Genomic DNA, 21,475 nt, shown 5'->3' with positions numbered 1-21,475 from the left:
CGGACCGCCCGGGCCCCGCCCGGACCGGCCCCCGCACCACCCCCGTCACCACCCGGCAGCCCACGCGCACGCCAAGGCTCCGATCCGCCAGGAGGAAGTCAGCATGACCAGACATCAGCCGCGCATCGTCGACCTCAGCGAAACCCAGCCCAACCGCAGGCGCGGAGGGGACCTGCGCGCCGTGCTCACCCCGACCTCGGTGGGCTCGACCAGCGGCTTCATGGGTCTGGCGGTGATGGCCCCCGGCGAGTCGATCGCCGAGCACTACCATCCGTACTCCGAGGAGTTCGTGTACGTGGTCGCCGGCTCCCTGGAGGTGGACCTCGACGGCGAGCCCCACCCGCTGCGCGTCGACCAGGGCCTGCTCGTCCCCCTGAACGTGCGCCACCGGTTCCGCAACGTCGGCCGTACCGAGGCCCGGATGGTGTTCCACCTCGGCCCGCTCGCCCCGGACCCGAAGCTCGGGCACGTGGACACCGAGGAGGCGCCGAATCCGGACGCCACCGCGTGGGCGGAGCGTCCGCCGGAGCGCTCCGGGGTGGTCTCGTGACGCGCCGGCGGGTGGCCGTGACCGGGGTGGGCGTCGTGGCCCCGGGCGGCATCGGCACCGCCGCGTTCTGGGACCTGCTGTCCAACGGGCGTACGGCGACCCGTGGCATCACCCTCTTCGACCCGTCCGGGTTCCGCTCCCGGATAGCCGCCGAGGTCGACTTCGACCCCTGTGAGCACGGCCTCACCGAGGACGAGGCGGCCCGGGCCGACCGCTACATCCAGTTCGCCCTGGTCGCCGCCCGCGAGGCGGTGGCCGACGCCGGGCTGGAGCTCGACGGCGAGCGCGCCTGGCGCACCGGCGTCTCCCTCGGCACCGCGGTCGGCGGTACCACCCGGCTGGAGCACGACTACGTCGCGGTCAGCCAGCAGGGCGCGTGGTGGGACGTGGACCACCGCCTCTCCTCCCCCTTCCTGCACCGCGCGTTCACCCCCGCCACCCTCGCCTCGGCGGTGGCGGAGCAGACCGGGGCGCGCGGCCCGGTGCAGACCGTCTCCACCGGCTGCACGTCGGGGCTCGACGCCGTCGGGTACGCGGTGCACTCCATCCAGGAGGGCCGGATGGACGTGTGCGTCGCCGGCGCCTCGGACTCCCCCGTCTCCCCCATCACCGTGGCCTGCTTCGACGCCATCAAGGCGACCTCGCCGAACAACGAGGACCCGGCGCACGCCTCCCGCCCCTTCGACGCCGACCGGGACGGCTTCGTCCTCGGCGAGGGCGGCGCGGTGCTGGTCCTGGAGGAGCTGGAGCACGCCCGCGCCCGCGGGGCCCGGATCTACTGCGAGATCGGCGGCTACGCCACCTTCGGCAACGCCCACCACATGACCGGGCTGACCACCGAGGGCCTGGAGATGGCCCGCGCGATATCCACCGCCCTGGCCCAGGCCAGGATCGACGCGCGGGACGTCGACTACGTCAACGCGCACGGCTCGGGCACCAAGCAGAACGACCGCCACGAGACGGCGGCCGTCAAGCGGGTGCTCGGCGACCACGCCTACGAGACGCCGATGACCTCCATCAAGTCCATGGTGGGGCACTCGCTCGGCGCCATCGGGGCGATCGAACTCGCGGCCTGCGTGCTGGCCATGAAGCACCAGGTGGTGCCGCCGACCGCGAACTACGAGACCCCCGACCCCGAATGCGACCTGGACTACGTGCCGCGCACCGCCCGCAGCCACAGACTGCGCAGCGTGCTGTCCGTCGGCAGTGGCTTCGGCGGCTTCCAGTCGGCCGTGGTCATGACCCAGCCCAAGGAGGTACGCGCGTGAACAGACCCACGGCCGGCGCGCAGGTGGCCGTCACGGGCATCGGGGTCGTCGCGCCCAACGGGATCGGCGCGGCCGCGTTCTGGAAGGCGACCCAGGCGGGCGAGAGCGTCCTGGACCGGGTGACCCGGCAGGGGTGCGAGCACCTTCCGGTGCGCGTCGCCGGCGAGGTGCGGGGCTTCGAGCCCGGGGAGCTGGTCGAGGACCGGTTCCTCGTGCAGACCGACCGGTTCAGCCACTACGCGCTGGCGGCGGCGGACCTGGCGCTGGAGCACGCCCGGCTGGGCCGGGCGGACTACGAGGACGATCCGTACGCGGTGGGCGTCGTGACCGCGGCCGGTTCGGGCGGCGGCGAGTTCGGGCAGCGCGAGCTGCAGCGGCTGTGGGGGCAGGGCCCCCGCTACGTCGGCCCGTACCAGTCGATCGCCTGGTTCTACGCGGCCAGCACCGGCCAGGTCTCCATCCGGCGCGGGTTCAAGGGTCCCTGCGGGGTGGTGGCGAGTGACGAGGCGGGCGGGCTGGACGCCTTCGCGCACGCCGCCCGCGGGATCCGCCAGGGCAGCCGGGCGATGCTGGTCGGCGCCACGGAGGCGCCGCTCGCGCCGTACTCGGTGGTGTGCCAGCTCGGATACGAGGGGCTCAGCACCGCCGAGGACCCGGAGCGCGCCTACCGGCCGTTCACCGCGAAGGCCTGCGGGTTCGTCCCGGCGGAGGGCGGCGCCATGTTCACCGTCGAGGACGCCGCGGCGGCCGGGCGGCGGGGCGCGCCGGTGCGGGCCCTGCTCGCCGGGCACGCCGCCACCTTCACCGGGCCGGGCCGGCCGGAGGAGTCGGGAGAGGGGCTGGCCCACGCGATCCGCGGCGCGCTGCGGGAGGCGGGGCTGGCTCCCGAGGAGGTGGACGTGGTCTTCGCCGACGCCCTGGGCACCCCCGAGGCGGACGCGGCGGAGGCGAGGGCCATCCGTGAGGCGCTGGGCGCGCACGGTGCGAAGGTGCCCGTGACGGCTCCCAAGACCGGTACCGGGCGGGCGTACTGCGCGGCCGGCACCCTCGACGCGGCCGCCGCCGTGCTGGCGCTGGAGCACGGCGTCGTCCCTCCCACCCCGAACGTCTTCGACGTCTGCCACGACCTCGACGTGGTCACCGGCAGCGCCCGCGTCGCCCCCCTGCGGACCGCGCTCGTGCTGAGCCGGGGCCGGATGGGTTCGAACGCGGCCCTCGTCCTCCGCAAGGGGCCCGGATCCGCGGTGCAGTGACCGGGACCCCCGTTCGTCAGGGCCGGGCGCGGTCAAGGGCCCGGCCCCCGGAAGCAGGAAAGAGAGAAGGCACCATGTCCGACCGACTGACCCTGGAAGAGCTGGCGACGCTCATGAAGACCGCCGGCATCACCGTCGACCCCACGGAGCTGGCGAGCCGCCCGGACTCCCGGTTCGACGACTACGGCCTGGACTCGCTGGGCCTGCTCGGCATCGTCGGTGAGCTGGAGAACCGGCGGGGCCGCGCGCTGCCCACGGACGCGGACCGCTGCAAGAGCCCGCGCGAGTTCGTCGACCTCGTCAACAACAGCCTCATGACCGGAGCCTGACATGCCTGGACACACCGACAACGAGATCGTGGTCAAAGCGCCCGTCGACGTCGTGTGGGACGTGACGAACGACCTGCCCAACTGGCCGAAGCTGTTCAGCGAGTACGCCTCGATCGAGATCCTGGAGAAGACCGGGAACACCACCCGGTTCCGGCTGGCCATGCACCCGGACGAGAACGGCGTGGTGTGGAGCTGGGTCTCGGAGCGGACGGTGGACCGGGCGGGCCTGACGGTGAAGGCCCGCCGCGTGGAGACGGGTCCGTTCGCGCACATGGACATCCACTGGGAGTACGGCGAGGTGCCGGGCGGGACCCGGATGCGGTGGGTCCAGGACTTCGCGATGAAGCCGGAGGCCCCGATCGACGACGCGGGGATGACCGACCGGATCAACCTCAACTCCCGGATCCAGATGGAGCTCATCCGGGACAAGATCGAGGGGCGGGGCGGCCGCAAGGCCCCGGCCGACCGCCGCTGATGGCTCCTGACCGTCCGTCCGCTCCCCCACCCGAAAGGCACACCTCCCGATGCACCAAGCCCTCATCGTGGCCCGTATGGCGCCCGGTTCGGCGCCCGACATCGCCGGCCTGTTCGCCGCCTCGGACGCGGGTGAGCTGCCCCACCTGGTGGGGGTCAGCCGCCGCAGTCTCTTCCAGTTCGGGGACGTGTACATGCACCTGATCGAGGCCGACCGGGACCCGGGCCCGGCCATCGCCCAGGTGGTCCGGCACCCGGAGTTCGTCGACCTGAGCGAGCGGCTCTCGGCGTTCGTCAGCCCCCACGACCCGCAGACGTGGCGGAGCCCGAAGGACGCGATGGCCCAGCGGTTCTACGTCTGGGAGCGGGACGCCGCCCGGTAGTCCGTACGGGTGCCCAAGCCGGCGCCGCACCTGCCGGGCGGCCTGGGCACCCACGGCCGTGCGCGCCGGCCGCGTCCGCTTCACGGCTCGTGACGAGGGGAATTCGGCAGGTAGTTTTTGCATGAATACCTGACTGAATTCCCGTCAACAAGGTTCCGCCTAGTATCTCGATTTGATAACGAGATCCCGGAAAAGGCCTGGACCTTTGATCCGCAACGCGCGTAACTCTCTTACTCTCAAAGCAAGTTGACAGTTCATCAAATCCGACAACAAGGTAACGGATAGATTTCTCGGACCGGTCTCCCGTTTGTCCGAATTCTCCGAGCCGCTCATCTGGCAAGCTGCGGCGCACCCACTCTCCTGACACGGACTTGAGGTGCGCATGACAGCACGATCCACCGGCCGGCGCCGCAAGCCCGGCCACCGGCGCAAACCCCGGAAGCTCATACTCCTCACCGCCGCCATGGCATCGGCGGCGGTGCTCGCGGGAGGCATCGCCTACTCCCGCATAGGCGGCGACGCGGAGGCGACCACGACCGCGCTGGCCGAGGCGCCCGCCGCGGCCGCCGAACCGGCCGCCGCACCGGCCCGGGACGCGGAGCCGGCCCCCCTGGCGAAGGCGCCCGCCAACGAAGGCGCGCGCGGCATGGTCTACGACGGGCTGGAGACCGCCCAGAAGGGCGACCGCTGCGTCGGCGTCTACCGCACGAAGGACGGCCTGTGCACCCACGGGCCCGACGCACCCCCCGGGGGCGTCGACATCAAGAAGGACGTCGACCCCGTCGTCCGCACCAAGGCCCCCGCTGCCGACCCCGCCTCCCCGGCCAGCGCCGACCCGGCGGCCGGCGAGGGCGGCGGGCGTCCTCAGGACGCGCCCGCCGCCGACGCCCGCACCGCCGCGAGCGCCAAGGCCCCGGCCCCGCCGGCCTCCGGCAGCCAGGCGGTCGCCGCGGGGCCGGCCGGACAGACCGTCCAGTGCGACGGCGACGGCAGCACCGGCAACCGCGTCCAGGTCGTGTACGCGCACGGCCCCGGCCGCGACCGGTACGCCGAGTACGTGGCCTCGTTCCGCAAGTGGGCGGCCGACGCCGACCTCATCTACGCGGCGAGCGCCAAGGAGACCGGCGGCGTCCGGCACATCCGCTACGTGACCGCCGCCGACTGCACGCCCTCGGTGCTCAACATCGAGCTCCCCGACTCCGCGCTCTCGGAGTTCAGCGCCACCAACAACGCGCTGGCCGCCAAGGGCCTGGACCGCCGCGACCGCAAGTACATGATCTTCGCGGACACCCAGGTGTACTGCGGCATCGGCACCTTCAACGGCGACGAGCGGCCCGGCCAGAACAACCTGAGCAACTTCGGCCCGTCCTACGGGCGCACCGACTCGGGCTGCTGGGGCGGCCACACCGCCGCGCACGAACTCGGCCACAACCTGGGCGCGGTCAACAACAGCGCGCCCAACACCAGCCGGGGCGCGCACTGCACCGACGAGTGGGACGTGATGTGCTACTCGGACACCCCGTACTACCCGCAGATGCGCAACATCTGCACCAACAAGGCGTCCGAGAACATCCTCGACTGCAACCACGACGACTACTTCCACACCAGTCCGAAGCCGGGCAGCTACCTGGCCACCCACTGGAACATCGCCGACAACCAGTTCCTGATGCGGAACGCGGGCGGCGGCGGCACCAACCCGGACCCGGGCCCGAACCCGTCGCCGACCGCGAAGCCCAGCCCGTCCCCCACCAAGAAGCCCTCGGGCGCACCGGCGGTGACGGCCGGCCAGATCCAGTCCGACTCGGTGGTGCTGAGCTGGCCCAAGACCGAGGGCGCCGCCTGGTACCAGGTGCTGCTGAACGACAAGCACCTGACCTGGGTCCAGTCCACCTCCCTGCGCGTCTACAACCTCAAGCCCGGCACCGCGTACACGGCCGCCGTGTCGGTCCGCGACGGCTCCGGCCGTGACAGCGGCCCCGGCAAGGCCGCGTCGTTCCGCACCACCGACACGGGCGGCGGCGCCACCACCCCGGGCACCCGCTACGTGCTCGGCAACGGCAGCAGCGGCATGGCCGCCGAGCTGTGGGGCGGGCGCACCGCCGACGGCACCGTGCTCGTCGCGAACCGGACCAACGGCTACGCGCAGCAGCAGTGGTACTTCGACGACGCGGGCAACGGGACGGTCCGGATCAAGTCCGCGGCGTCCGGCAAGTGCCTCCAGCCCGGCGGCGCTCCCGCCGCGGGCATGTGGGTCGCGCAGCAGCCCTGCGGGAACTCCGCCGCCCAGCAGTGGCGGGTGGCCTCCCGCGACGGCGCGGTGACCATCACCGACGCGAGCGGCGGCTTCGCCCTGACCGTCAGCAACCGGCCCTACTACGGGACCTGGCTGCTCGACCTCCAGCGCGCGGACGGCCGTCCGGCGCAGGTCTGGACGGCCCGCAAGGCCGGCTGACCCGGCCCCCTCGAACCGGCGGGCGGCCGTACTCCCCTACGGCCGCCCGCCCCCCTCGTCTCCCCTCCCGCACCTCCCCTCACCTGGAGCACCGTGCCGATGCGCCGACACCTCCCGAACCTCCCCGCCCTGGCCCTCGCCGCGCTCACCCTCCCCCTGCTGTGCCTGGTCCTGGCCATGGGCGCGGCCGGTCCCGCCCACGCCCACGGCGACACCCTGAAGGTGGTCATCACCGGTCAGCGGGACGGCCGGGTCACCGCCGACGTCACCTGGGAGAACGACGGTGACGCCGTCGAGGAGGCCGTGGCCGCCACCGTGAACGCCGTCAGCGCCGACGGGAGCCGTACCGAGGGCCCGTGGCGGCTGGTGCGCGACGCCGGCCGGGCCGCGGGGTGGGTGACGGCCGAGGCGCTGCCGCCCGGCACGTGGAAGGTGACCGTCGACGCGGGCTTCCCCTCGCTCGGGCACGCACAGCAGGAGGTCGCGGTCCCGGCCGTGGACCCGGCCCCGTCGGCGCCGTCCCCCTCGGCACCCCCCGCCTCGGCCCCCGCCTCCCCCGCTGCCCCCTCGGCCCCCGCCGCAGCCGCAGCCCCCGCGCCCGCGCCGTCCGGCGGTTCCGGCGGCTCCGGTGGCTGGTGGACCACCGCCGGGGTGGCGGGGATCGCCCTCGCCGGTGCGGCGGCCGGCATCTTCCTGCGCCGCTCCCGCCGCTGACGGAGTGTCGCCCGCCCGGCCCGGCGGCGGGCGAGCAAGGTGGTCCCCGGAACGGCTCGACGGCGTAGGGACGGCTCATGAAGGCCACGGAGGTACTGGCGGACGGCTTCGGACGCATCAGGGAGGTGGTGCACGAGGCGGTCGAGGGGCTCACTGCCGAGCAGTTGAACGCCCGGCTCGACCCGGCGGCGAACCCGATCGCCTGGCTGGTCTGGCACCTGACCCGGGTGCAGGACGACCACGTGGCCGAGGTCGCGGGGCTGGAGCAGGTCTGGCGGGCGGGCGGCTGGGCCGACCGCTTCGCCCTGCCGCTGCCCGTCGACGGCATCGGCTACGGGCACACCGCCGCCGAGGTCGGCAAGGTCCGCGTCGACTCCCCCGAGCTGCTGCTGGGCTACTACGACGCGGTCCACGAGCAGAGCCTGCGCTTCGTACGGGGCCTGGCCGCCGCCGACCTGGAGCGGATCGTCGACGAGCGCTGGGACCCGCCGGTCAGCCTGGGCGTCCGCCTGGTCAGCGTCCTGACGGACGACCTCCAGCACGCGGGCCAGGCCGCCTACGTCCGGGGCGTCCTCCAGCGCGCATCCGCATAGCGGAAAATCATTTCCGTTCTACGATATGTTGAAGGCCGGTCCGGATCGGTCCGGCATCCCGGCCTTCGGCAGCAGGAGGAAATGATGAGCGAGTCCCGCGTCGCCCTGGTCACCGGCTCTTCCTCGGGGATCGGCGCCGCCGTCGCCCGGCGGCTGGCCGACGAGGGCATCCGCGTGGTCGTCAACTCCGCCCGCAGCGCGGAGGCGGGCAGGGAACTGGCCGCCTCCCTCCCCGACGCCGTGTACGTCCAGGGCGACGTCTCCGACGCCGAGGACGCGCGGCGGATCGTCCGCGCCGCGATCGACGCCTACGGCCGGCTCGACATCCTCGTCAACAACGCCGGTGTGACCCGCTTCGTGCCGCTCGACGACCTGGAGGGCGCGGACGCCGCCGCCTGGCGGGAGATCTTCGAAGTGAACGTGGTCGGCGCCTGGCAGATGATCACCGCCGCCGTCCCCCACCTGCGGGAGTCCGGGGCTGGTTCCATCGTCAACGTCTCGTCGGTGTCGGCCACGCGCGCCCTGGGGAGTTCGGTCCCGTACGCCGTCAGCAAGGCGGCGGTCAACCACATGACACGCCTGCTGGCCTCGCAGCTCGGCCCCGGCGTGCGGGTGAACGCGGTGGCGCCCGGGCTGATCGACACGCCCTGGTACGACGGGGCGCAGGAGGTCTGGGAGAGCTCCCGCGAGTGGATCGCGAACAACACCCCGCTGCGGCGGGTGGGCGCCCCGGAGGACGTCGCCGAGGCGGCCCTGTACCTGGTGAACGCCGCCTACACGACGGGGGACGTCCTCACGGTCGACGGCGGCCGCCACATCGTCTGACCGGGTCAGGGGCCGTCCGGACGGTAGGACGCGGTGGCGTGGCCGACGTCGACGGCGATGTCCAGGGTGCGGGTCGCCGCGGGGTCGTTCAGGGCGTCCGCCGCCTCGCAGCGGCCCAGACCCGCGCGGCAGCTGACGCGGTAGCGGGTGTCCGTGGGCAGGACGAGTTCCAGGCGGCCGGCGCCGGCCCGTGCGGTGACCTGCTCGGGCGGTGCCGCGAACCGGGCGTCCGCCCGGCCGGCTCCGGCGCGGATGTCGGCCTGCGGGACGGTCAGGCCGGTGGCGCGCAGGGTGCCGTCGCCGACCCGGGCCCGCAGCGGTCCGCGCAGGTCGGCCAGGACCAGCGTGCCGGCGGCCGTCTCGGCGTCGACCGCCGCGGCCATGCCGCTGACGCTGATGCGGCCCGATCCTCCGGAGACCTTCAGCGGCACCCCTGCGGGCACGGTCACCGCGAGCCGCACCGAGCAGCCGGCTCCCGCGGCGAAGCCGAGGGAGCCGTCCGGGCAGCGCGGGGTGAGCCTGAGGGTGTCGCCGAGCCAGCTCTCCTCGACCTCCGGCTCCCCGAACGACCAGGTGAGGTCGGCCCGGTAGCCGACCTGCGCGTCCCCGCGCGGGGTGACGGACACGTCGGACGGGCCCGCCACCACCTCCACGGCGGTCACCGTCCGGCCGCCGCTGCCGCCGACGGCGGTGCCCCGGCGTACGCCGAAGCCGGTCCCCGCCTGCCAGGCGGCCGCCGACACCACCAGGACGGCGCTGAGCGCGGCGGCGGTGTACCAGGCGAGGCGCTGTCCGCTCCCCCCGGCGGCGGAACCGGTCACGGCGTGCCGTCCAGGAAGCGCAGCACGGCGAGGACCCGGCGGTGTGCCTCGGCGGCCGGCGGCAGGTCGAGCTTGGCGAAGATGTTGTTGATGTGCTTGGCCACCGCGCTCTCGCTCACGACGAGTCCGGCGGCGATGGCCGCGTTGGAGCGGCCCTCGGCCATCAGGGCCAGGACGTCGCGCTCGCGCGGGGTGAGCCGCTCCAGCGGGTCGGGGCCGCCGCGGCGCAGCAGGAGCTGGGCGACGACCTGCGGGTCGAGGGCGGTGCCGCCGGCCGCGACGCGGCGCAGGGCGTCGATGAACTCCTCGACGTCGGCGACGCGCTGCTTGAGCAGGTAGCCGATGCCGGCGCCGCTCCGGGAGGACAGCAGGTCGGCGGCGTAGCGCTCCTCCACGAACTGGGAGAGCAGCAGGACGGCGGTCCCCGGGTACTGGCTGCGGATCATCAGGGCGGCCCGGACGCCCTCGTCGGTGAATCCGGGCGGCATCCGGACGTCCACCAGGGCGAGTTGGGGGTGGTGTTCCTCGACGGCGGCCAGCAGGCCCTCGGCGTCGCCGGTCTCGGCGGCCACCTCGAACCCGGCCATTTCCAGGACTTTGACAAGACCTATGCGCAGCAGGACGGAGTCCTCCGCGATCACAGCCCGCACGGCAGCTCCACAGTGACGGTGGTCGGGCCCCCGAGGGGGCTGTTGATCAGAATCGTTCCGTCCACCGACCCTACGCGCTTGCGCAGGCCGGTCAGTCCGGTGCCGCCCGCGGGGTCGGCGCCGCCGACGCCGTCGTCGGTGACGACGACGCGCAGCAGGTCGCCCCGGCGTCCGCCCGGGACGCGGCCGACGTGGACCGAACAGCGTGTGGCGCGGGCGTGCTTGGCCACGTTGGCGAGGGCCTCGGAGACGACGAAGTAGGCGACGGCCTCGACGGTGGAGCCGGGCCGGCGGTCGAGGTCCACGGTGAGTTCGACGGGGAGCGGGGCGCGGGCGGCGATGCCGGAGAGCGCGGCGTCCAGGCCGCGGTCCTCCAGTACGGCCGGGTGGAGTCCCCGTACCAGGTTGCCGAGTTCCTCGATGGCCTCCTTCGCCTCGCGGTGGGCCTCGTCGATGACGGCCCTGGCCTCGGGGGGCAGGTCGGTGAGGGTGGCGCGGGCGATGCCGAGGTTCATGGCGAGGGAGACCAGGCGCTGTTGGGCGCCGTCGTGCAGGTCGCGTTCGATGCGGCGGCGTTCGAGGTCCGCGGCGTCGAGTACGCCGGCCCGGCTCTCGGCGAGGTCCTCGACGCGGCGTTCGAGTTCGCGGGCCCGGTTGGGGCCGAGGAGGGCGGCCGCGGCGGTGGCGTCGATCCGGGTGAGGGCCGCGGCCAGCCAGGGCGCGGCGAGCAGGGCGAGTACGCCGAGGACGGTGATGGCGTCGTACTGGGCCGTCCAGCCCGGGGAGGGCAGTGCGCCGTCGGAGGGGAGCACCCAGTACCAGGCGTAGACGCAGGCCGCGGCGGCGCCGCCGGCCCAGGTGAGGACGAGTGCGGCCGCTCCGGCGGCGGTGAGCGGGCTGACGAGGAGGTGGTAGCCGTACTGGCGCCAGGTCGACTCGGAGCGCAGCCGCTCGGCGAGGCCGCGCGGGGTCGTCCAGCCGTGTTCGTGGACGACGGGCGGCACGTCCAGGCCGAGCAGGGTCCGGAAGCGGCTGCGCTGGAGGAGCGTCAGCAGCGGGCGGAGTGCGAGGACGAGGACCAGGGGCAGGAAGCTGTGGCCGGGGAGGGCGACGAGGGCGGCGGCGCCTAGCAGGAGGGGCAGGGCGGGCGGGATCGCGGCCGTGGCGAAGGCCGTGTTGCGCCAGGCCCACGCCGACCAGGGGGCGTGCGACGCGATCCAGGTGTACGTACGCCTCAGCGCGCCGCGAGTTGCCATGTCCACAACGGTAGTCGGATGGATCACGGGGCTTCCACCACCCTGGCATCCGGCCGGGGGTGTACCTGGCACCACCCCCGCTTGGGACGGTGGGGCTACTGATCTTCTCCTTGCGGGCCAACAGAGTTGTGGTGTGCCCGGCGGACGGACCGCCGGACCGGAAGGAGACCCGCAGCCATGGCCGTCATCGCCCCGCAGTTCCAGGCCCGCCCCCGCTCCGGGGGAGTGTGCGGACGCGCGCCGCGGCTCGCGGGGGTGCTGACGGGGGCCGGGCTGGCGCTGGTGCCGTGGATGGTGGTGCTGGCGCGGACGCTGCCGCAGACGGCGGAGGTGTCCAACTGGTCCACCGCCTGGGTCGGCTTCGACGCGCTGCTGGCCGCCGGCCTGACCGGGACGGGGCTGCTGCTGCGCAAGGGCGACCCGCGGGTCCCGGCGGTGGCGGGGGCGACGGCCGCGCTGCTGGTGGCGGACGCCTGGCTCGACGTCACCACCTCGGCGGGCACGGCCGGGCAGGGCGCGGCGGTGCTGATGGCGCTCGCCGCGGAGCTGCCGCTGGCGGTGGCCTGCGCGGTGGTGGCCGCGCGGCGCACCGCCTGACGGGCGGCCGGGGTGCTGCTACTCGATGACGAGCTCGACGGGGATGTTGCCCCGGGTGGCCTTGGAGTACGGGCAGACCTCGTGGGCCTGCTTGACCAGCAGGGTGCCGGTCTCGCCCTCCAGGTGGGCGGGGAGCTCGACGCGCAGGGTGACGGCGAGGCCGAAGCCGCCGGCGTCCTGGCCGATGGAGGCCTCCGCGGTGACGGACACGTCGCCGGTGTCGACCTTCGCCTGCCGGCCGACCAGGCCGAGGGCGCTGGCGAAGCAGGCGGCGTAGCCCGCGGCGAAGAGCTGCTCGGGGTTGGTGCCCTGGCCGTTGCCGCCGAGCGCCGGGGGCATGGCGAGCGGCAGGTCGATCTGGCCGTCGGAGCTGACGGCGCGGCCCTCGCGGCCGTTGGCGGTGGCGACGGCGGTGTACAGCGCGTCCATCGGGAGGTCCTTTCAGAGGGGCGGGGCGGCCGGTGGCCGACCCTCGACCACCAATAGAGCACACAATTCAGTTGTGCACAACTCAATGGCTCGCAAGTCGGCTCCGGTACACTGGGCGCATGACCGAGCAGCCCGCCGACATCCTCCGCGAACCCCTTCGCGACGAGGACTTCCTCCGCCTCGACGGACAGATCTGCTTCGCGCTGGGCGCCGCGAACCGCGCCTTCGGGGGCCTCTACCGGGTCGTCCTGAAGGACCTGGGGCTGACCTACCCCCAGTACCTCGTGATGCTGGTGCTCTGGGAGCACGGCACGATGCCGGTCAAGCAGCTCGGACAGCACCTGCGGCTCGACTCGGGCACGCTCTCGCCCCTGCTCAAGCGGCTGGAGACGGCCGGCCTGATCCGGCGCGAGCGCAGCACCGAGGACGAGCGGTCGGTGCACGCGGTGCTCACCGAGGAGGGCTCGGCCCTGCGCGGGCGGGCCGTGGAGGTGCCGCGCCGGATCGCACGGGCGACCGGGTTCGAGCTGGCCGAGATCCGCGAGCTCCAGCAGCGCCTGGGCCGCCTCACGGCCGCCCTGGACGCCGCCGTCGAGTCGGTCGAGGCCGCCCCCCGGGACTGACCGGCCGGGATCAGGAGGCGGCGTCGCGCTCCATGGCGGGGCGCAGCCGCTCCAGCAGGGCGTAGAGGGTCGCACCCTCCGCCTCGTCCAGCACGTCCAGCGCCCCGTGGGTGGCCTGCATCTCCTCGCGCACCCGGCGCATCACGTCGCGGCCCTCGCCGGTCGCCACGACGTTCTTGACCCGGCGGTCGCGCGGCTCGGGCTCGCGCCGCACCAGCCCCCGCGCCTGGAGCCGGTCCACGATCCCGGTGACGTTCGAGGCGTCGCAGGCCAGCAGGGCCGCGAGGCCGCGCATCGGCACGGGCCCGTCCAGCTGGGCGAGGACCTTGGCCTGCGTGGAGGTGAGCCCGTGGCGGGCGGCCGCGGCGGCGAAGTCGCGCCACTGGGCGGTGCCGATGGCCGCGAGGAGTTCCAGCAGTTCCAGCTTGGTGGGGCGGTGTGGTGCGGTGGTGCTCATGGGCCGCGAGCCTAGCCGAGGATCGTTGACATTATCAACCTTTTACTTGACCACCTTAACTATCTCTGGCTACCTTCGTCGAAGTACTTGATGACATAAAACATCTGCGTCCTGAAACACTGAGAAGGTCCCCCCGCCATGAGCTCCGCCGCATCCGCCCCCGCCGAAGCGAGGAAGGGCAACGAGACGGTCATCGTCTTCGCCCTGAGCCTCGCCGCCATGGTCGTGTCGATGATGCAGACCCTGCCCGTACCGATCCTGGGCCTGATCCGCACCGACCTCGGCACCTCCACCGCCAACGTCAGCTGGGTGACCACCGCCACCCTGCTCTCCGCCGCCGTCTTCACCCCGCTGCTCGGCCGCTTCGGCGACCAGCACGGCAAGAAGCCCACCCTGGTGGCCGTCCTCGGCGTGATGGTGGCCGGTTCCGTGGTGGCCGCGCTGGCGACCTCCCTGCCCCTGCTGATCCTGGGCCGCGTGCTCCAGGGCTCCGCGACCGCGATCTTCCCGCTGGCGCTGTCCGTGCTGCGCGAGGAGGTCCGGCCGCAGAAGCTGCCGGGCGCCATGGCGCTGGTCAGCGGCACGCTCGCGTTCGGCAGCGGCCTGGCGCTCGTCGCCACCGGCCTGCTGACCTCCGGCGAGGGCGCCGACTACCGCAACGCCTTCTGGATGGCGACCGGCTTCGCCGTCGTGGCCCTGCTCGCCGTGGTGTTCCTGGTCCCCGCCACCCGGCACAAGACCGGCGGGCGCACCGACTTCCTCGGCGCCCTGACCCTCGGCATCGCCCTTCTGCTGCTCCTGCTGCCCATCTCCCAGGGCCACGAGTGGGGCTGGTCCTCCGCCCGCACCCTGGGCAGCTTCGCCGGCGCCGCCGTGATGACGGCCGTCTGGGTCCTGGTCGAGCGCAAGGTCGCCGAGCCGCTGGTCGACATGAAGATGTTCGTCCACCGCCCCGTGCTGATGGCCAACCTGGCCGGCATCCTCGTCGGCTTCGGCATGTTCGCGAACTTCCTGGGCGTCTCCTACCTCGTCCAGATGCCCGAGAAGCTCACCGGCTACGGGTTCGACGCGTCCATCCTGCGCGCCTCCGTCCAGTTCCTGCTGCCCGGAGCGATCGTCTCGCTGCTCGCCTCCCCCGTCGGCGGCCAGCTGGTGCGCCACCGCGGACCCCGCCTCGCGCTCTCCGTGGCCGCCGCGCTCGGCGCCGTCGGCTTCGGCTGGCTGGCGCTCGACCACAGCCACACCTTCTCGGTGATCGGCGCGGGCCTCGTCGTCGGCGCGGCCGTCAGCTTCGGCTACGCCGCCATGCCCGCGGTCATCATGTCCAGCGTCCCGCACCACCAGAGCGGCATCGCCAACGGCATCAACTCCATCTCCCGCTCCACGGGCAGCGCGATCGGCAGCGCCATCGTCACCACGATCCTGGCGTCGAAGACCGTCGAGCACCTGCCCCAGGGCGTCCCGCCGCTGCCCGCCGAGTCCGGATTCACCCTCACCTTCTGGATCGGCGCCGCCGCCTTCGCCCTCGTCGCCCTGATCAGCTGGCTCGGACTGCGTTCCGGCCACGGCCCGCGCGTGGTCCGCGCGGCCGCCGCCGAGCCCGCGCCGAAGAAGGCCGCGGAGCCCGCCGACGCGGTCTGACCCGCCGTCAAGCCCTTCTCCCGCCGCCCCCGGTCCCCACGGACCGGGGGCGGCGGCATATCCGGGACCCTCACCCGGAGCCCTCCCCTCCGCGTTGTCAGTGGGGCTCGCTAGTCTCCCCGCATACCGCAGCTCGAAGGGCGCTCGCGCCTTCTTCCGGGCTGCGCAAGACCGTTTTCGGACAGGCGGAGGGGCGCGCTGATGGGCTGGCTGGCGTTGGACGAGGGGTACGAGATCTCCCTCGTGGAGGGGAAGGTCGCGGTACGGCGGCCCGGGGGACGGCAGTTGAAGGCACTGCCGAAGGCACTGCGCGACCACCCCGAGGTGGACCGGCTGCGCCGGCTCGCCGAGTGGCTGGAGCGGCACGAGGCGGCCTGCGCGGCCCAGGTGGACACCTGGATGGTGTCCTCCCTGCCGGTGCCGACCGGACTCCTCGCCCGGGTATGGCCCGACGGGGCCTGGCAGGCCGCACTGCGCGACCTCGCGGTCGTCCCCGACGACGACCCCGACGAGGTGGGCTTCCTGCGCGACGCCACCGCCGACGGCGAACTGAAGGTGGTCAACCTCGACGGCGAGACCGTACGCCTCTCCCCGCGCACGGTGACCCTGCCGCACCCGGTGCTGCTGCCCGACCTGGACGACGTACGGGAGTTCGCGGCCGAGCTGGACATCACCCAGCGGGTCGAGCAGATCCACCGGCCCACCTGGGAGAAGCCCGCGGACCTGGAGCCGGCCGCGACCGAGGTGCGCGACTACGCGGGCGGGGTGTTCCCCACCCGGTTCGGCCTCGCGGCCCGCGCCACCGGCCTCGGCTACCGGGTCTCCGGCGGCTACGCCACCTGCAAGGTGCGCGACTCCGGCCGGGCCGTGGAGGCGGCCGTGTGGATCGGCGAGCCCTACTGGGACGACGAGACCACCACCGGGGCGCTGAACTGGCACGACGAGGACGGCCGGGCGGTACGCCTCGGCGAGGTCGGACCGGTGGCCTGGTCCGAGGGGATGCGGATGGCCGCGGCGCTGTACGCCGGGCGCAGGATCGAAGAGGGCGGGGACGAAGCGTGAGCACCACCGACACCACCGACACCACGGGCACCACGGGCGCGGCCGGCACCGCGGACACGGCCGGGCACACCACCGGCGACGCCGCCGAACTGCTGGCCGCAGGCGCCGTCCTGCCCGCCGGCACCACCGGGGCGGGCGCCTCCGCCGTCCCCCTCACCGCCCGGGCGTACCGCCACCCGGCCCTCGGGGACGAGCGCGTCGTGGTCCGCCTCGCCGCGGCCGAGCTCGGGGCCGCCGAGGACCTCGCCGCCGGCTTCCTGGGCCTCGTACCGGACGGCGAGCCGCAGGTGGTCGGCCTCGGCCGGCGCCAGGCGCTCGGCTTCCCGGAATGGGTGCTGGTGCACCACCCCGAGGACGGACACCACGCGCTGGCCGTGGTCCCCGAACTGGACCGGCTGGCCCGGCAGGCCAAGACCAAGCCCAAGGCCGCCCTCGACGCCTGCACCGAGCTGGCCGACCGGCTCGCCGCCGCCGTCCCGCACTTCCTGCCCGTCTTCTACGAGCAGGCCGCCCGCGTCTTCCTCGCCGTCGAGAACACCACCTACGCGGCCCAGCTGTTCGGCCGCGCCCGCACCAGCGAGGCCCGCTACGGCCTGGCCGTCGACGAGGACCGGCTCGACGCCGTCTTCCTGGAGTTCGCCCTGGCCGGCGCCCTGCCGGTGAAGGTGCTCACCGGCTACGGCAAGGAGCTGGCCCAGCGCGTCTCCCCCGCCGAGGCCTTCGAGCGCTTCCGGCGCCTGTGCGTACGCCGCACCGCGGGCGGGCTCGCCCCGTCCGCGCAGGCCGCCGCCGAGCTGCGCCGGCTCGCCCGCGCGGCCGGGCTCACCGGCAACGTGCCCGAGCAGGACTACCTCGCCGAGCTGCTGCCGCTGCCCGCCACCCTGCGCGCCGCGGCCGGCTGGTGGAAGGCCCACCGCACGGCGCTCGTCGCCCTCGCCAAGCGCGTGCCCGCCGTACGCGGCACCCTGCTCGGCATCACCCCCTCCGGCGGCGGCGACGCCGGGGAACTGGCCGCCCTGTGGCTGGAGGTGCTGGAGGAGTCCGGCGCCACCGCCGGGCTGGCGGACCCCGGCCGGCCGGCCGGGGAGCGCCCCGCCGACGGCACAGCGGGCTGGCTGGAGCGCTTCCACACCGCCCGGCACACCGGCTGGGGCACCCCGCCGCCGCTGCCCGCGCTGCTCCCGCTGGTCGACCGCTGCGCCGGCGTGCTGCGCGCCGAACTCGCCCTGCCGGGGCGGGAGGAGGGCCTGCGCCTGGGCCTCCAGGACGTGGACCTGCTCGACCTGCTGCTCTCGTACGGGCTGACCGTGGCCGAGCCGGGGACGAACGAGGTGCTGGGCCTGGACGGCTGGGCCCGCTGCGCCGGGCGGCGCGACCTGCGGGCGCTCTGCGCGGACGAGCGGATGCGTCCGGCCTTCTTCCGCACCCTGGACCGCTTCAACACCCACATGTCGGGCGACCGCGGGACCGTGCGGCTCCTCGCCGAGGCGCCCGGCAGCGCCCCGCTGGTGGCCGAGTGGGTCCGCCGGGTGGCCGGCGAGTCCACGGCGGCGGCCCTGCCCGAGCTCCCGGAAGCACTGCGGCGGCTCACCTGGCTGCCGTCCGAGGCCCTGGCCCTCGCCCCCGAGGAGGTGTCCCGGGCCGCCTCCGCCGACCTGGGCGAGATCCTCGCCCGCACCCTGCGGGGCGGCCTGTTCGAAGAGCTGGTCTGGCCGGCCTGGGAGGCCGCCGTCACCGAGCTGTCGCCCGGCCGCGGCCGCACCCGGCTGACCGTGATGGACGCCTGGCCGTACGTCATCGTCGCCAACTCCACGCAGGTCCGGGTCATCGACGCCGACTCCACCGTGCTCACCCACGACCTGCGGGTCCCGCCGGGCGACCGCCACAACCACGGCTTCCACTACACCGACGGCGACCTGCTCGTCTTCTGGGCCTCCTACGACGGCCCGGTCCAGGGCTACTGGCTGAGCGCCCCCGACGACGTCCTCACCCTGGACTCCGCCGCCAGCTACTGGTCGGTGCGCTCCGAGCACGTCACCCTGGCGCTGCCCGGCGGCGGCCGCACCACCGGCGGCGCCGCCCCGCTGCACGCCGGCGACAGCCGCCTGCCCGCCGAGCAGTCCGTCATCACCGACGGCACCTCGTACTGGGTGTGGGACCAGGGCGGCCGCCCCGGCGACTGGGGCTGGGCCGAGTACGACCCGGCCACCGGCGCGGCCGGGCGCCGCTCCCTGCCGGGCTTCCTCGCCGACGCCCTGGACGGCCACCCGGCCGGCAGCGTCCTGAACGACCACACCGGCCAGAACTGGCTGCGGCCGACGCCCGCCGTCGAGGGCTCCGTGCTGGGCGCGCCCGTCGACGGGCTGCTCGGCTGGCGGGTGGTGTACCGGCGCGGAGAGGGCTGGCACGGCTCCGACAACACCGGACGCGCCGTCACCGTCCGCGATGGCGGCCCCCTGCCGCGCGCCGCGGTCGCCTTCCCCGGCGACGAGCGGCCGCGCGCCGTCTCCCAGGACTGGCGGACCCTGGCCCTGACCGACCCCGAGGGTGCCGTCACCTGCCGGGTCACCTCCGACCACAACGGCGGCCTCTACTGGACCGGCCACACCGAACTCCCCAAGCTCGCCTACTGGTACTGCCTGCGGCCCCGCGACCCCGAGGGCTCGGCGGTGCTGCGCGCGATGGACGGGCGGGCGGCCGGGGCCCTGCTGGCGGCAGCCGCCCGGGCGGAGAAGCGGACGGACCTGCCGGCGCTCGTCGCCGCGGCCCTGCCCGGCGTCACCGCGCCCGCGCTGCTCGGCGGCGTGGTCGACACCCTCCGCTCCGCACTGACCCAGCGCAAGGCCCTGGCGAAGGTGGCGGAAGCGCTGAAGCCGGGCCCGGAGCGCCCGAAGGCACCGGTCCAGCGGGGTCCGCTCGACCAGCTGGTCGACCGCGCGCTGCACGGCCTCACCGGCACCCCGTACCACCGCCACTTCGGCGGGGACTCCGACGGCACGTACCGCTTCCTGCGCGCCCTGGCCGCGGCCGTCGCCGACACCGCCGCCGAGGCGGTCCCGGGCCGGCTGCACGTGGACACGCCGAAGATCTCCCCCTCCTCCTTCCCCTGGGCCGGCCTGTTCCTGGACGCCCCCGCGGCGGTCGCCTACCGCGCGGTCGTCACCGGTGAGACCACCGAGGAGGAGCGGGCCGCGCTGCTGCGGATGCTCGCCGAGGTGGACGCCCTGGGCCTGGCCTCCGCCACGGCGTCGGCCGAGCGGTGGCGGCGCGTCCGCGTGCGGATCGACACCGCCCACCTGCTGGGGGCCGACGGCCGCGAACGCGGCCGGGGCGGCCGGCACCGCGCCGTGGTCCCGCTCGGCGGCGGCGCCGTGCTCGCCCTCAACGAGCAGACCCTGGAGTTCCCGAAGACCCGCGAGTTCGACGCGCTGCTGCACGACCCGGCGGGCGCCTTCACCGTGCCCGCCCCCTACACCGGGTCCGGGGCGGCCGAGCCCGTCGGCGACCGCGGACGCGCCGCGGACTGGACCGCCGCCTTCCTGAAGGAGGCGGCCGAGCGCGGCCCGGCACCCTGGTTCCCGGAGGCCGCCGAGGAGTTCGCGCGGCTCACCGGGTCTCCTCCGCCGTGGCCCGGCTGGTCCTCGCGGGGCTGCCGTACCTGGACTCGTGGGAGCGCTCCTTCCTGCCCGCCGTCCTGCGCGACACGCTCCGGCTGAAGGCCGGCGACGCCGCCAACGCCCGCGACGACCTGAAGGAGCTCGCCGTGGAGGTCCGGCGCGCCCTGGTCGCGGCGCTGCTGCCCGCCGACCCGGCGCGGCTGTGGACGGACGGCCCGGACGCGGCCGCCGCCGCGCGGGTGTGGAACGAGCGCGTGGGCCGTCGTACGCCCGTGCCCGAGTGGCTGCTTGCCGAGGCCTCCAAGGAGGTGCGCGGCGGCTGGGCCCCGCACCGGGCACTGCCCGCGCTCCTCGACGCCGCGTCCTGCGAGGTGCTGACCGCCGATGTCGCGTGGACGGTCAAGGGCGACCACGTGGAGCCCGCCGTCCCGGTGGAGCGGCCCTTCGACGCGGGGGTGCTGACCGGGGCCGCCGCCCTGACGGCCTGGCTCGCGCACCGGCTGCCCGCCGGACACCCGGTACGGGCGAGCCTGCCGCCCGCGCTCACCGCGCTGCGCCAGCGCCTGGCCTCGCCCGAACTGCTGCTCAGCGTCGGCCACTACATCCGGCTGCCCGACTTCCGCAAGGCGGCCGGCAACCCCACCGAGACCGGCGAGGGCTACGAGCGGTACGGCGCGGTGGTGCTGGCCACCCACGACTCGCAGCCCCGGCCCGCGGTGCGCCCCGCGCTGCTGGACTCGACCGGCTCCGACCCGTACCTGCCGCTGCTGCGCGGCACCGAACAGCAGCCCTCGGGGGCCGAGACGGCGCTGCGCCTGGTCCAGGACCCGGCGTTCGCCGCGCTGCTCGCCGACCCGGGCGCGCCCGTCGCGGGCGGGCTCGACAAGGAGGGGACCTGGTGGCCGCAGGACCCCTCGCGCAGCGTCCCCGAGCTGGTGGCGGAGGTGTCCGCGGCGTACGGGCTGGGCGCCGACGCGGCCGCGCTGTACCTGGCGCTGCTGGCGATGCCCGACCCCACCGACCGCAACACGGCGCGCTGGACGGGCTGGAAGCCGGCCCGGGCGAAGGCGGCCCGGGCCGAACTGGCCGCCACCGAGCTGGTGGTGGCGGCCGCCCGCTCCCGCGCGGGGCGCTCCCTGTTCCTGCCCGGCGGCTGGTCCGAGCCCGGCGCGCCGGTCCTGCCGGTCGAGACGTGGAAGCTGCCCATGTACGCACTGGCGGTGGGCGGCCACCCGGCGCTGGGCGTGCTGGTGCCCGCCGAACCGGCCGCGGAGCTGTACCGCCGGGCCTGGGCGCGGGTCCGCGAGGGCGACGTACCGCGCTTCGAGGAGCTGAAGGTGAAGCGGACCGGCGCCCGCCGGCGCTGATCCGCCCGGGGGTGGGGGGGGGGCGGGGGGGGGGGGCGGCCCCCCCCCCCCCCCCCCCCCCCCCCCGCGCCAGCGCGGCGACTCCCAAGAACAACACCGCCACCGACACGCCCA

General features: G+C 74.7%; 21 protein-coding genes. 16 read left to right on the top strand and 5 right to left on the bottom strand.

Translation table 11 applies throughout. The features are described from left to right. The first annotated feature begins 103 nt into the window (after window positions 1-103). The 10 genes from ACQKM2_RS26220 (at window position 104) to ACQKM2_RS26175 (ending at window position 8,841) form a co-directional block, all read left to right on the top strand. Complete coding sequence (locus ACQKM2_RS26220; protein WP_427713919.1) at window positions 104-550, top strand: cupin domain-containing protein; 447 nt, start codon at window positions 104-106, stop codon at window positions 548-550. Beyond that, complete coding sequence (locus ACQKM2_RS26215) at window positions 547-1,818, top strand: beta-ketoacyl-[acyl-carrier-protein] synthase family protein (protein WP_427713917.1); 1,272 nt, start codon at window positions 547-549, stop codon at window positions 1,816-1,818. Before ACQKM2_RS26220 ends, ACQKM2_RS26215 begins: the two co-directional genes overlap by 4 nt. Further along, the gene (locus ACQKM2_RS26210; protein WP_427713914.1) at window positions 1,815-3,071 is read left to right on the top strand and encodes a beta-ketoacyl synthase N-terminal-like domain-containing protein; all 1,257 of its coding nucleotides are present in this window, start codon (window positions 1,815-1,817) and stop codon (window positions 3,069-3,071) included. The genes ACQKM2_RS26215 and ACQKM2_RS26210 overlap by 4 nt, the downstream gene beginning before the upstream one ends. A 74-nt stretch (window positions 3,072-3,145) precedes the next feature. Beyond that, window positions 3,146-3,400: an acyl carrier protein gene (locus ACQKM2_RS26205; protein WP_007262353.1), complete on the top strand. Its 255-nt coding sequence runs from the start codon at window positions 3,146-3,148 to the stop codon at window positions 3,398-3,400. Window position 3,401: 1 nt separating this feature from the next. Next, window positions 3,402-3,875: an SRPBCC family protein gene (locus ACQKM2_RS26200; protein ID WP_427713911.1), complete on the top strand. Its 474-nt coding sequence runs from the start codon at window positions 3,402-3,404 to the stop codon at window positions 3,873-3,875. 49 nt (window positions 3,876-3,924) lie between these two features. Then, window positions 3,925-4,257 carry a TcmI family type II polyketide cyclase gene (locus ACQKM2_RS26195; RefSeq protein WP_427713909.1) on the top strand — a complete coding sequence of 111 codons (333 nt, stop codon included), beginning with the start codon at window positions 3,925-3,927 and terminating at the stop codon, window positions 4,255-4,257. A gap of 382 nt (window positions 4,258-4,639) precedes the next feature. Next, the gene (locus ACQKM2_RS26190) at window positions 4,640-6,709 is read left to right on the top strand and encodes an RICIN domain-containing protein (RefSeq protein ID WP_427713906.1); all 2,070 of its coding nucleotides are present in this window, start codon (window positions 4,640-4,642) and stop codon (window positions 6,707-6,709) included. Between the two features lie 99 nt (window positions 6,710-6,808). Further along, on the top strand, window positions 6,809-7,423 hold the full coding sequence (locus tag ACQKM2_RS26185) for a hypothetical protein (RefSeq protein WP_427713903.1): 615 nt from the start codon (window positions 6,809-6,811) through the stop codon (window positions 7,421-7,423). Window positions 7,424-7,500: 77 nt separating this feature from the next. After that, a complete protein-coding gene (locus ACQKM2_RS26180; RefSeq protein WP_427713900.1) occupies window positions 7,501-8,016 on the top strand; it encodes a mycothiol transferase in 516 nt (171 codons plus the stop codon). 84 nt (window positions 8,017-8,100) lie between these two features. Then, window positions 8,101-8,841 (top strand): SDR family NAD(P)-dependent oxidoreductase, encoded by a 741-nt coding sequence (locus ACQKM2_RS26175; protein WP_427713897.1) that lies wholly within the window; start codon window positions 8,101-8,103, stop codon window positions 8,839-8,841. 5 nt (window positions 8,842-8,846) lie between these two features. Here the strand turns inward: ACQKM2_RS26175 and ACQKM2_RS26170 are convergent, their stop codons facing one another. The 3 genes from ACQKM2_RS26170 to ACQKM2_RS26160 are packed head-to-tail and all read right to left on the bottom strand — an operon-like array spanning window position 8,847 to window position 11,766. Beyond that, window positions 8,847-9,662 (bottom strand): hypothetical protein, encoded by an 816-nt coding sequence (locus tag ACQKM2_RS26170; protein ID WP_427713896.1) that lies wholly within the window; start codon window positions 9,660-9,662, stop codon window positions 8,847-8,849. Next, window positions 9,659-10,312, bottom strand: coding sequence for a LuxR C-terminal-related transcriptional regulator (locus tag ACQKM2_RS26165; protein ID WP_427713894.1), 654 nt, complete (start codon window positions 10,310-10,312; stop codon window positions 9,659-9,661). The genes ACQKM2_RS26170 and ACQKM2_RS26165 overlap by 4 nt, the downstream gene beginning before the upstream one ends. Then, the gene (locus ACQKM2_RS26160; protein WP_427714077.1) at window positions 10,300-11,766 is read right to left on the bottom strand and encodes a histidine kinase; all 1,467 of its coding nucleotides are present in this window, start codon (window positions 11,764-11,766) and stop codon (window positions 10,300-10,302) included. Before ACQKM2_RS26160 ends, ACQKM2_RS26165 begins: the two co-directional genes overlap by 13 nt. Here ACQKM2_RS26160 and ACQKM2_RS26155 point away from each other — a divergent pair. Next, the gene (locus ACQKM2_RS26155) at window positions 11,746-12,165 is read left to right on the top strand and encodes an LPXTG cell wall anchor domain-containing protein (RefSeq protein WP_427713891.1); all 420 of its coding nucleotides are present in this window, start codon (window positions 11,746-11,748) and stop codon (window positions 12,163-12,165) included. The genes ACQKM2_RS26160 and ACQKM2_RS26155 overlap by 21 nt on opposite strands. 18 nt (window positions 12,166-12,183) lie before the next feature. Here ACQKM2_RS26155 and ACQKM2_RS26150 read toward each other — a convergent pair whose 3' ends face one another. Next, complete coding sequence (locus ACQKM2_RS26150; RefSeq protein WP_007262362.1) at window positions 12,184-12,594, bottom strand: organic hydroperoxide resistance protein; 411 nt, start codon at window positions 12,592-12,594, stop codon at window positions 12,184-12,186. 119 nt (window positions 12,595-12,713) lie between these two features. On the opposite strand from ACQKM2_RS26150, the gene ACQKM2_RS26145 reads away from it, so the two are divergent. Next, window positions 12,714-13,217: a MarR family winged helix-turn-helix transcriptional regulator gene (locus ACQKM2_RS26145; RefSeq protein ID WP_427713888.1), complete on the top strand. Its 504-nt coding sequence runs from the start codon at window positions 12,714-12,716 to the stop codon at window positions 13,215-13,217. A gap of 10 nt (window positions 13,218-13,227) precedes the next feature. Here ACQKM2_RS26145 and ACQKM2_RS26140 read toward each other — a convergent pair whose 3' ends face one another. Beyond that, the gene (locus ACQKM2_RS26140; RefSeq protein WP_427713885.1) at window positions 13,228-13,674 is read right to left on the bottom strand and encodes a MarR family winged helix-turn-helix transcriptional regulator; all 447 of its coding nucleotides are present in this window, start codon (window positions 13,672-13,674) and stop codon (window positions 13,228-13,230) included. 138 nt (window positions 13,675-13,812) lie between these two features. On the opposite strand from ACQKM2_RS26140, the gene ACQKM2_RS26135 reads away from it, so the two are divergent. From ACQKM2_RS26135 to ACQKM2_RS26120, 4 genes are all read left to right on the top strand, one after another. Continuing rightward, complete coding sequence (locus ACQKM2_RS26135) at window positions 13,813-15,315, top strand: MFS transporter (protein ID WP_427713883.1); 1,503 nt, start codon at window positions 13,813-13,815, stop codon at window positions 15,313-15,315. Between the two features lie 201 nt (window positions 15,316-15,516). Next, window positions 15,517-16,377 carry a DUF4132 domain-containing protein gene (locus ACQKM2_RS26130; RefSeq protein WP_427713880.1) on the top strand — a complete coding sequence of 287 codons (861 nt, stop codon included), beginning with the start codon at window positions 15,517-15,519 and terminating at the stop codon, window positions 16,375-16,377. After that, the gene (locus tag ACQKM2_RS26125; protein WP_427713878.1) at window positions 16,374-20,093 is read left to right on the top strand and encodes a DNA-binding protein; all 3,720 of its coding nucleotides are present in this window, start codon (window positions 16,374-16,376) and stop codon (window positions 20,091-20,093) included. Before ACQKM2_RS26130 ends, ACQKM2_RS26125 begins: the two co-directional genes overlap by 4 nt. After that, window positions 20,003-21,361, top strand: a complete 1,359-nt coding sequence (locus ACQKM2_RS26120; RefSeq protein WP_427713876.1) for a hypothetical protein — start codon at window positions 20,003-20,005, stop codon at window positions 21,359-21,361. The genes ACQKM2_RS26125 and ACQKM2_RS26120 overlap by 91 nt, the downstream gene beginning before the upstream one ends. Window positions 21,362-21,475 lie beyond the last annotated feature (114 nt).

It is taken from the genome of Streptomyces sp. NPDC004126 (genome assembly GCF_050275515.1).
Classification (GTDB): domain Bacteria; phylum Actinomycetota; class Actinomycetes; order Streptomycetales; family Streptomycetaceae; genus Streptomyces.
This window is presented reverse-complemented; position numbering and strand designations above follow the sequence as displayed.